Source organism: Flavobacterium sp. AG291 (assembly GCF_003350375.1).
Classification (GTDB): domain Bacteria; phylum Bacteroidota; class Bacteroidia; order Flavobacteriales; family Flavobacteriaceae; genus Flavobacterium; species Flavobacterium suzhouense.
On sequence record NZ_QQAR01000009.1, the window covers coordinates 19,048 to 30,167 of the forward strand.

General features: G+C 38.4%; 8 protein-coding genes. 3 read left to right on the forward strand and 5 right to left on the reverse strand.

The window, feature by feature from the left end:
- The first annotated feature begins 6 nt into the window (after positions 1 to 6).
- A complete protein-coding gene (locus DEU42_RS10460; RefSeq protein ID WP_114758251.1) occupies positions 7 to 1,539 on the forward strand; it encodes an alpha-amylase family glycosyl hydrolase in 1,533 nt (510 codons plus the stop codon).
- A 41-nt stretch (positions 1,540 to 1,580) separates the two neighbouring features.
- On the opposite strand, the gene DEU42_RS10465 is transcribed toward DEU42_RS10460, so the two are convergent.
- The 5 genes from DEU42_RS10465 to DEU42_RS10485 all read right to left on the reverse strand — a co-directional run bounded on the left by DEU42_RS10465 (position 1,581) and on the right by DEU42_RS10485 (position 6,562).
- On the reverse strand, positions 1,581 to 2,051 hold the full coding sequence (locus tag DEU42_RS10465) for a hypothetical protein (protein ID WP_114758252.1): 471 nt from the start codon (positions 2,049 to 2,051) through the stop codon (positions 1,581 to 1,583).
- A gap of 225 nt (positions 2,052 to 2,276) precedes the next feature.
- Positions 2,277 to 2,750 (reverse strand): hypothetical protein, encoded by a 474-nt coding sequence (locus DEU42_RS10470; RefSeq protein ID WP_114758253.1) that lies wholly within the window; start codon positions 2,748 to 2,750, stop codon positions 2,277 to 2,279.
- A 386-nt stretch (positions 2,751 to 3,136) separates the two neighbouring features.
- A complete protein-coding gene (locus DEU42_RS10475; RefSeq protein WP_114758254.1) occupies positions 3,137 to 3,805 on the reverse strand; it encodes a response regulator transcription factor in 669 nt (222 codons plus the stop codon).
- Positions 3,806 to 3,818: 13 nt separating this feature from the next.
- Positions 3,819 to 4,727 (reverse strand): sensor histidine kinase, encoded by a 909-nt coding sequence (locus DEU42_RS10480; protein ID WP_114758255.1) that lies wholly within the window; start codon positions 4,725 to 4,727, stop codon positions 3,819 to 3,821.
- A gap of 245 nt (positions 4,728 to 4,972) precedes the next feature.
- Positions 4,973 to 6,562, reverse strand: coding sequence for a peptide chain release factor 3 (locus DEU42_RS10485; RefSeq protein WP_114758256.1), 1,590 nt, complete (start codon positions 6,560 to 6,562; stop codon positions 4,973 to 4,975).
- 248 nt (positions 6,563 to 6,810) lie between these two features.
- Here DEU42_RS10485 and DEU42_RS10490 point away from each other — a divergent pair, with 248 nt between their 5' ends.
- Together DEU42_RS10490 and DEU42_RS10495 are read left to right on the forward strand one after the other, a co-directional pair.
- Entirely contained in the window at positions 6,811 to 8,445 is a 1,635-nt protein-coding gene (locus DEU42_RS10490; protein ID WP_114758257.1) for a hypothetical protein, read from the forward strand.
- Positions 8,446 to 8,671: 226 nt separating this feature from the next.
- Positions 8,672 to 11,107, forward strand: a complete 2,436-nt coding sequence (locus DEU42_RS10495; protein ID WP_114758258.1) for a hypothetical protein — start codon at positions 8,672 to 8,674, stop codon at positions 11,105 to 11,107.
- The last annotated feature ends 13 nt before the right edge of the window (positions 11,108 to 11,120 follow it).

Below are 11,120 nucleotides of genomic sequence, written 5' to 3' on the forward strand. Positions count from 1 at the left end.
AAATCTATGATACGTTCGTTAGTATTCGCTTTCTTTTCTTTATGCATTACACCTGCATTTGCGCAGCATGAAGTAATGTACCATATAAACACCCGTAGTTTTTTTGATAGTGACGGCGATGGCCAGGGAGACCTTAAAGGTATTGAGGACAAGCTTGGATATCTTCAGCAGTTGGGAGTAACTACCATAACACTATCACCGATATACCAGTCGGATTTTTACCATAATCTCTATGCAGGTAATCTTGAAAAAATTGATGAGATATACGGCGCTTTTAAAGAATACCGTGACCTTATTCAAAATATTCACTTAAGGAAAATGAAGCTGTATCAGGAGGTAGACCTGCAATACATCAGTGCTAAACATTTATGGTTTACAGATTCCTTTAAAAATACCAAATCGGCTTATAGCGGTTACATTTATTATACCGATACTAAAAATGAAAAACCGTATCAGTTGCCTGAAATAACTACTCTAAAAGGAGTAAAAGAACAAGTCGTGGCTGTTAATCTTAAAAATGAAAAGGTGGCGGCTTATTATGCTAAAGCCCTTAAATACTGGACCGATCCGGATGGTGATGGTAGTTTTTATGATGGTGTTGATGGTTTCAGGATTGTTGATATAAAAGATAAACTTGATAATTCAGGGAAAACAAGTAATCAGCTTAAAGCTTTTTATGCACCTTTAATCGCGGGGCTTAAAAAAGTAAATCCTGCGATACAGATACTCGCTGCTGCAGATGGAACCTCTTTCGGGAATGACCTTTATACTAAGGCCGGTTTCGACAGGGTACAATCATCTAAGTTAAGGGATGCTATAGTTTCATTCGATAAGAATAAGATAATGAAGGCTGCCGACAGTACTTTTATGAATCTTCCTGATGGTAAGGTTCCGGTACCTTATATCGAGAACGAAAAGGTGCAAAGGGTTGCCTCAATGCAGGGAATGAATTTAGGGTCATTAAAAGTTGCTGCAGGGCTTAATTTTTTACTTGGAGGTGTTCCATGTATTTATTACGGACAGGAGATAGGAATGATGAGTAAACCGTTAAATACCGGTACAGATGCCGATGGTATTCCGTCAAGGGAGGCTTTCGAATGGTATGCTTCAGGACAGGGCAACGGAATGGCATTATGGTACAGGGATTTTAAACCTTATTTCGAAAACAGTAGCGCCAGGCCTAATGACGGTGTTTCTCAGGAAGAGCAGCAGGGTGATAAAAACTCTTTATGGGCTTACTATAGAGAGCTTATAAGGATGAAAAAAATGCAATCGGCTGTTGCTGAAGGAAAATATGCGCCAATCTCTAACAACAATGATAATGTTGTTTCCTTTACCCGTGTAAACGGAGAAAAAAAGGTGTTGGTAATGATAAATTTATCGGGGAAAGAAGAGTTTACCAGGCTAAGTGATGATGTAACCATCAGACTGGAGAGTATGAAACTGATATTCGGATCTCCTAATTCAACTTTCGGCAGAGGGGTGAGGGCATTGATAATGCAACCTTATGCAGTTCAGGTCTGGACATATAATCTATAATCAAAAGGCAGGATAATTCCTGCCTTTTTTTATTGGTACCGTCAGAGATTGTGAAGCGTAATTGCTGTGAGATAAGATACCCGCCTGTTCCATTCATCTGTGAGATTAAAGGTATAAGAAGGTATTCGCCATATTTTGGTCTCATAAATGCATTTACCGTAGCTTTCAAGCTCTTTTGAGGTAGAGAAGTCTTTTAGTTTTTCAAGTCCGCACATTGATACAATTGCAAAGTCGGGCCTGATATTTAATTTTGAAACCGATTCCATTATTGATGTAATCCTTTTTTTCTGTTCTGTAGGCGAGGCAGAAACAATAAGGATATTTTTTTTCCTTACAGTAACTACAAAATTTCCTTCAGTTATTTTGGCAGATTGTACATTTTCTGCTGCTACAGATCCTGACTCAGAAATATAGATGCGTTTAACGGCATCGGGTTTCAGCCTTGTGCAAACCTCTCTTATGGTAGCGGCTTTGCCGGCACTTTTAGCACCCTTTATTACTATATACTTCATAATTCCGGTTGAATTTGGTTGATAATACAGGTGTGGATTTTGAAGTAAACGGGTTTTAGAAGTTGTTGTTTATTTTACCATAGGCTTTACTGTTTTAGAGATTAATTGGTTGTTGTTTTTATTTGTAATTGTTTGGGATGTAAATGATTGGGTGTTAAAATTACTAAAAATAATTTGAACTGCATATCTTTTAAAAAACTTTAGGCTCCAGCTGGGAGACTAAAGTTATAAGTTGTGCAGCGTTATGGCTGTAATATATGATATACGTTTATTCCATTCTTCGGTAAGATGGAAAGTGTATGATGGTATTCTCCATATTTTGGTTTCATAAATACACTTGCCAAATTTTTCAAGCTCTTTTGATGTAGAGAAATCTTTTAGTTTTTCAAGCCCTCTCATAGCAACAATGGCGAAATCAGGTTTTAGATTTAAATGAAAAACCGATTCCATGATGGAACTTATCTTTTTCTTTTGTTCTGTTGGAGCACCTGATACCATCAGGATATTCTTTTTGCGTACCGTAACTATGTACGTGCCGTCTGAAATTCCTGCTGCCGGGGCAATACTTTCCAGTGATACATGTCCGGATTCTGAAAAATAGACTTTACGGATAGCTTCCGGTTTTAATTTTTTGCATACTGCATTAATGGTTTCGGCTTTGCCTGAACTCCTTGCTCCTTTAATGATAATGTACTTCATAAGTGTGTGGTTTGTTTAATGTTGTGGTTGGGATGTTTAAAGGAATACAGTGGGGGTTACTGTTGTATTTAAAAAATAAATAAGTGAAAAATAAGTTTAATTATTATATGTTTATTTATTTGTTATTTTAGTTATTATTTGTGTGTTTTGTTACGATTTAATGTTAATAATAAGCAAATTTAAAATAAATTTTAACACGTAAAATTATTATGGTGTTAAATAAAATGGTCAAAAGAAGGTATTATGTTTTAAATAACTGTTTAAGGTTTAACGAGAACAATTCTACATATAGCATTAAAATTATAAAGTTTTTCTAACATTTGTTTACGGGAAACCGTAAACAAATGTTAAAAAAAAGTTATAATCGATGAAATGCGTTTTCGTTTCTAAATGATTTTCATGTCTTTAGCAATAGCGACAAGCTGAATACTGTTGTTAGCTTTAAGTACTAACTTTAGTTTATTTATTCTTTTTTCGATGCTGCTCATACTTGCAGAAGGGTATCTTTTCTCTTTAAATAATTTGCTTATGTCGTCCTGTGTATGGCCCTCTGATAAAAATCTTAGAATTAATATATCATAGCTATCCATTTCAAACAGTGATTGCTGTTTAAATGTTTTTTCGAATGCCGGTGAAATGTATGTAAAGCCCTTAATTGTTGAATTGATTGCATCAATAAGCTCTGAGGTGCTTTCACGGCCTTTTATTACATATGCATTAATAAAATGATCAGATAATAGAGACTTTATGATGAAAGGCTTTTCGTCCATAGCGTATACTATTATTTTTAGATGTATGTTTTCTTTTCTAAGTTGCGCTATTAGTTCCTCGCCGGTAACAAGATGTATTTTCTTTTTATGGTCGTCTTTAAAGGATAAATCAGTAATGATTAAATCATAAGGTTTACTCTCTGATATGGCTTTTTTGATTTTTAAATACCCTTCATCACAATATTTGACTGAGTGTATTTCTGAATCAAAATTTTTTTTAAGAACTGTGATAATACCTAGACTAATACTGTCTATGTCTTCTATAATTAAAATTTTTGAGAACATGGGGGATGGGTTATTATTTTGAATAAGGAGGGTAGGTAAGTATGATATGAAATCCTTTTTCGGTATCGGTATTTAAATTTGCTTGTCCGCCAACAGAATGCATTCGGCGCTCAATATTCATTAGGCCGCTTTTATAGAGTGTTTTTTCTTTACTAATTCCGCAACCATTGTCAATGTATGAAATCTCCATTTTTTTTCCAGTGACAGAAAAATCTAAGATTACCAGCGAAGCCCCGCTGTGTTTTTTCATGTTTACCATTAATTCCTGCAACGAGCGGTATAAAGCTATTTTTTTTAAGGTGTTAATCTTATTCCATTTAATGTCTCCCATTCCTTTTATAATAACATTTACCTTATCTCCTGAATAGCCTGTAAGCATGAGTTTTAAGTGTTCAGGAAAATTATATCCGGTCTCAATGTTTGCTGTTTCCCTGGATATATTTTTTGTCATGACATAAACGTTGTCAAGCTTTAGAATTAGTTTTCTTCTGTTTTCATCAGAAATTTTCTTTTCCGAGTCAAGATAATTTACTGTTTCGTAAAGTTCATTGGCTATTTCGTCATGTACTTTTTTTGCTATTCTTGTTTCGGTAATGTAGCTTTCCATGAAACGCTCTCTTTTGTATTTTGCTTTTAAAAGAAAATATATCAGAAGCGAACAACAAACTGTAAAAGTGAGATTTGTAAAAATTAGAAGCTTGTAATTATCAAGTTTCTCTAATAAATTGTCATAAGAAGTTATTGCTTCGGTATTTGAAGAGTCATCGGTTGTTTTTTCTTCGTTTTGGCTGTTGGTGTAGAGTATAGCTCTTTCATGTCGGTCATTTGCAATGCCGATTGAAGTGTTAAAGAGCGCTGCCAATAGAAGCAGCGATATGATTAATTTTTTAGTTGGTTCAAACATACGTTTTTTAAATATCATTCAGTTAAACCAAATAGCATTGGTTTGGGGGCGCAGAAAATACTGCACATACGAAATGATCTTGGCAGGTTCTGTGCATTGCAAATGAGTAAGATAAGCAAGGCTGACTATCCTGTAATGCAGGAAGTTTTAGAATCCGACCAGGTTAAAAAATAAAACGTAGTGTATTCCCAATAAAAATAATTACTTTTTTTGGGTTAACTTTAAGTTAAGCGATTAAAGGTAAATTTATCAGTTGAATTGCATTAGTCAAATTCAGAAGTAAAGAAAAGCTTTACTGTTGGATATTTAGACTGAGTCATCTGGATAGAGAAATCTGAATCTGCCAGGAATACAAGTTGCCCGTATTTATCCTTTGCAAGGAATTTTTGCTTGATCCTTTTAAATTCGGCAAATTCTTCATTTTTAGCATCATCAGGCTTTACCCAGCATGCCTTAAAAGCAGGGAAGTTCTCGTAAGAACATTTTGCTCCATATTCGTGCTCAAGTCTGTATTGTATTACTTCATATTGAAGTGCTCCTACTGTACCAATAACCTTACGGTTATTCATTTCAAGAGTAAATAGCTGAGCTACACCTTCGTCCATAAGCTGGTCGATACCTTTTTCAAGCTGCTTGGCTTTTAGAGGATCAGCGTTATTGATGTAGCGGAAATGCTCAGGCGAGAAGCTTGGTATACCTTTAAAGCTCATAAGTTCGCCTTCGGTAAGGGTGTCGCCAATCTTAAAGTTTCCGGTATCGTGTAAACCTACAATATCACCAGGGTAAGAGATATCTACAATTTCTTTCTTCTCTGCAAAGAATGCATTTGGACTCGAGAACTTCAGGTTCTTGCCAAGGCGTACATGCAGGTATGGTTTGTTTCTCTCAAAAACACCCGAAACAATTTTTACGAATGCTATCCTGTCACGGTGCTTAGGATCCATGTTTGCGTGAATCTTGAATACAAATCCTGCAAACTTAGCTTCATCCGGCTCAACAGTTCTTGTATCAGAATCTTTTGGTCTTGGAGAAGGCGCGATATCTATAAAGCAATCTAATAGCTCACGAACACCAAAGTTATTTAATGCCGAACCAAAAAACACAGGTTGTTGTTTTCCGTTAAGGTAAGCTTCTCTGTCAAAAGCGGGATAGACCTCTTCAATAAGTTCAAGTTCTTCCCTTAGTTTGCCGGCTGGTTTTTCACCAATTATTTTTTCAAGTTCAGGATTGTTGATGTCGCTGAAAGCAATGGTTTCTTCAATATTTTTACGGCTGTCTCCGCTAAACAGGTTAATGTTTTTTTCCCAGATATTGTAGATACCCTGAAAATCATAACCCATACCTATAGGGAAACTTAAAGGAGTTACCGTAAGGCCAAGTTTTTGTTCTACCTCGTCCATAAGGTCAAAAGCATCTTTACCCTCACGGTCAAGTTTGTTGATGAATACCAGCATAGGAATGTTACGCATACGGCATACCTGTACCAGTTTTTCAGTTTGTTCCTCAACCCCTTTTGCAACGTCTATTACTACGATAACACTATCTACAGCAGTAAGTGTCCTGAAAGTATCTTCAGCAAAGTCTTTATGGCCGGGAGTATCCAGGATGTTTATTTTCTTGTCTTTATAATTAAAAGCAAGTACAGAGGTAGCAACAGAGATTCCCCTTTGCCTTTCAATTTCCATAAAGTCACTGGTTGCGCCTTTTTTGATCTTGTTGCTCTTTACGGCACCGGCTTCCTGAATAGCACCTCCAAATAAAAGGAGCTTTTCGGTCAATGTTGTTTTACCGGCATCCGGGTGGGAAATAATACCAAAAGTACGTCTTCTCTCAATCTCTTTATTAAAATTCATGCTCACGGCCTCTGTTTCTTAGAATTATGCAAAAATAGGTTTTTCCTTTTTACGGCTGCAAAGATAGTATGTTCATTTCATAGATAAAAATGTGTTTTTAATCGATGCTTTTCCGAATGTTCTTTCGCGCGCGTGAGGAAGGTTTTAGATTTACTTAAACCAGCTAGTAGTTGTTTAATTAAACTGAAAACCAATTGATTATCGGGGGATATCCAATATCGGGGAATATAGTGCGCTTATGTTGCGTTATGTTTTTTTTGTACACTGCAATAGCAGGATATGCTCAAACAAAGGTGTATGCAACAAGTGTTACATCCAGCGATAACGCAAGTGCGCCATTAACTAATGCCTATGATGGGAACCTTACCACGAAAGTTGATGTAACAGCTAAATCTAATACTCTTGTGTTAGCTGGTTATGAAGGATACATTGAATTACAGTTTTCGTCTCCCTTACCTGCTAATACTACAAGTTATATTAAGATAACCGCCGAAGATAATATACTTCAGTCTTTGGTGGGCGGTAGTCTTGGAAATCTTGTTGCAGGTTTGCTGGGTACAGTATTGGCGGGTAAACATGAATTTGTAGTTGAGGCTAAACTAAATAATGGATCTGCTGTTTTAAGTGGAAATAGCGCAACTTTAGGTCAGTTTGCTACCGAAAGATTACGTATCGTACAAAATTCTGCAGGTGAATATTTTATTAGAATTACACCAGATCAATCATATAATAGAATAAAACTTACCAGCAAAGTAGGTACTGCGCTTTTAAATCTCGGACAGACAAGAGTCTTGTCGGTATATGATGCATATTATATATCCGGATCTGGTTTATGTAGCGAACCAACTTACACTTCCTACTCCGGTACAAGTATAGTTAGTCTTACTGACTCGAACGTTTCCAATCCGGAGTATGTGCTTACTCCAAGCACAACTGATTTTTCGGTAATTAATGTTGGATTGCTTGGCGTTGGGCCCTCTGTCGAACAAACGGTTTATTTTGAAGGTCCTTCAAATGCAAGTGACATTTTTGGTGTTCGGCTAAGCACTTCGGCATCCTTGTTAAGTGCAGGTATAGCTTCAAATGTAAGTATCACTGCCTCTTATCAGGGCACTGCAGTGCAAACCAAGACACTCGCGGAATTGATAACTTTGAATGCTCTCACTATGACAGGCGGCGCTATAACAACATTATATATGAGCCCGGGTTCTGCAGTAGACAGGATAACAGTGAGGCTTTCCTCTTTCGCTGGTGTTGCGCAAAGCCTCAATTTTTATGGAGTTACCAAAACGCTGTCGGTTCCGGGAATTAATGCCTATACTGCCATTTGTTCGGGTAGTACTGTGTCGCTTACGGCTACAGTAACTACCGGTGCCCAAATTCGATGGTATACTGTGGCGTCGGGGGGAACTGCAATAGCAACAACAAATAGCGGGGTGGCTTTTATTACACCTGTGCTTACATCAAATACAACATATTATGCAGAGCAGTTCAATGGTTCCTGTACCGGGATAAGATTTGCTGTTCCTGTTACGGTAGTGGCTAAACCTATTGCCGGGGCTATCGCCGGGGAACAAACAATATGTCTTAATAAACAACCAACTTCTTTAAGTTCTGTTTCTGCGGATGCGGGAAGTACAATTAGTTACCGTTGGGAGTCGTCTCTCGATGATGTAAGCTGGTCAGTTATTTCGGGTGAAACGGGTATAACCTATCAGCCTCCGGTGCTCCTAAAAAGTACTTTTTACAGGAGAATTACCATGAATACCCAAAGCGGAATCAGTTGTGAGTCACTTCCTACATCTTCTGTTAAGGTTACGACAAAAAACTGTATGGTATATGCAAACCCAATGGTGCGTCAACGCATAAAAAACGGGACTTAGACGGCTTTTTCCGGAATTTAAGGCATATTAATTTAATCAAAAAAACTATAAATAAGGTGTTAAATTTACATTAAAAATTAGTAAGAATTTTATTGCGTAATTCATCGATAAAAAATAGTATTTTGTCGATACTTGTGCGAAATTATCAATAATTTAAGGCTATTATGTAGTATGTAGGTAATTTAATTCCATGAACCAATGAATTATTTAATTAATCTTAAAGTTTATGGTATTAAAAACTACTCCCAAAAATCAGGCTCTTTTCTTGCTTTTTGCAGTAGCGATTTTCCTGATCCCTTACAAAGGAATTTCGCAAACAAGAGTCTACGCTTCGTCTGCTACTTCATTTCAGTCAGACAATGTTCCACAGTCGTATGATCAGAACCTGACAACGGCTGCACAGGTTAGGGCCAGTACAGGAATACTTGTAGGTGTTGGCCAGTATTCTGGTTACGTCGAGTTACAGTATCCGGGTCTTGTTCCTGCAAATACAACAAGCTATGTAAAAATTACTACTGATGATAACCTGTTGCCATCATTATTAGGTGGAAATCTTGGAGGCCTACTCGCCGATGTGCTTGGGGCTGTGCTTATCGGTAACCAGGAATTTACTGTCGAGGCCAAGAATAATACCACAGTGGTATTAGATGGAGATAGTAATGTTGCAGGAGATTTTGCAGGTGACAGATTACGAATAGTAATCAATGCAGCCGGCGAATATTTTGTTGCAATTACTCCGGCATCAGCTTATAACCGTATAAGGCTTACTAACAGAGTAGGCTCTTTATTAGGGTTAAACAATGTAAAAACACTTAATGTTTTCGAAGCTTTTTATGATTCGGCACCTGCCAATTGCGGGTCTCCGGCATTTACAAGCTTTTCCGGTTCAGGTATAACCCTTGATGCGCTTCAGCTTGGTTCGGCGGGTGTTCAAAATCCTCAGTTTGCCATAGATGCCAATACCACTAATTTCTCGGTATTGAGTCTAGGTCTTTTGGGCGTTGGTTCTACTATTAGCCAAACCGTTTATTTTGAAGGGCTGTCGGGTGCTACCGATCAGTTCAATGTACGACTGCGTGCTGTAGGAACCCTGCTGGATCTAAATCTGGCTAACAATGTAAATATTATGTCATACAACGGTGGTACTCAGGTTACCAACCAGACACTTTCAAGTTTGTTAACGCTAAACCTTCTTAATATGCAGGGCGGCGTTATTACTACAATACCAATTAATCCCGGTGCTCCTGTAGACAGAATTGTGGTTAGCTTCAATTCGCTTGTTGGCGCATCGGTAGCGCAAAATTTAGAGTTTTATGGTGTAACAAGAACGGTGGCGCCACCAACAATCACACCGCCTGTGGGGGGTAGCTATTTCGCCTGCTCCGGGGGGACAGCTTCGCTTATAGCTACTACCGCGGCGGGTAATGAGCTTCGTTGGTATACTACCGCAACAGGAGGTACCGCAACAACATTAGCGTCGGGAGTTCCTTATGTAACGACTGCTCTTACAGCAACAACTACATTTTATGTAGCGGCTGCCAAAATAGGCTGTCCGGAAGAATCTTCGAGGGTTGCAGTACCGGTTACGGTAACCAGTGTGGCTACACCAACTACTAATAATGCATCACAGCAGTTCTGTAGTTTTGCTTCGCCTACTGTTGCAAACCTTCAGGTAAATGAGCCTGGAGTTACTTTTTATGACGCGGCAGTAAACGGAAATTTACTGGCTTCGAACACACTACTGGCTAACAATGCAATTTACTATGCTACACTTACTGATGCTGTAACAGGATGCCAAAGTACAACACGTCTTGCCATTACGGTAACGCTTACCGCTACCTGTGATGTTACACTAAGCCTAAAAGCTATGCTGCAGGGAGCCCTGTTTAATTCAACAGGTGGCCTTATGCGCGATAACTTGAGAGAAGGTGGGTACATTCCGCTCAACCAGCCTTACAGCAGTGCACTAAACACAAGGTTTACCCATGTAGGAGGTGGCGGATCGGAAGTTACTACTAATGCCGTAATTCAGGCAAATGCCGGAACAGGGAATGCTGTTGTAGACTGGGTTTTTGTAGAGATACGTGATGCTGCGGCACCACAAACGGTTGTAAAAACAGCTGCTGCACTAATTCAGAGAGATGGTGATATTGTTGCTGCTAACGGAGGACCATTGGTATTAAATCTTCCTTCTACTTTCAGGGTGTCTATCAAACACAGAAATCACTTTGGGGCTTTATATAATCAGGTGCTTACGGCTACAAATCAGGCAGTAGCACTTGACTTTACCACACTTACAGATGCTAATCTTTATGCAGCTCCTGGTTTTACAGGCCAGCAGGCTATGGCTACCGTTAGCGGTGTCAGGGCACTTTATGCCGGGAACGCCAACTTTGACAGTCAGGTAAAATATGATGGTTCGGCCAATGACAGGCAGGTAGCTGCATCGCAAGTGCTTTCGTTTCCGGGCAATGCTTCCCAGATACTAAACTATTCTAACGCTACCGGTTATTTCTCGGGAGATGTTAATATGGATGGCAAGGTGTTGTATGACGGTGCAAACAATGACAGACAGCTAATACTGAACATTATTGTAACCTACGCGCTGAATACCAATACTCTGTCTAACTATAACGGAATGTCTGAGCAGGTACAACAATAAAATGCAATCCTAA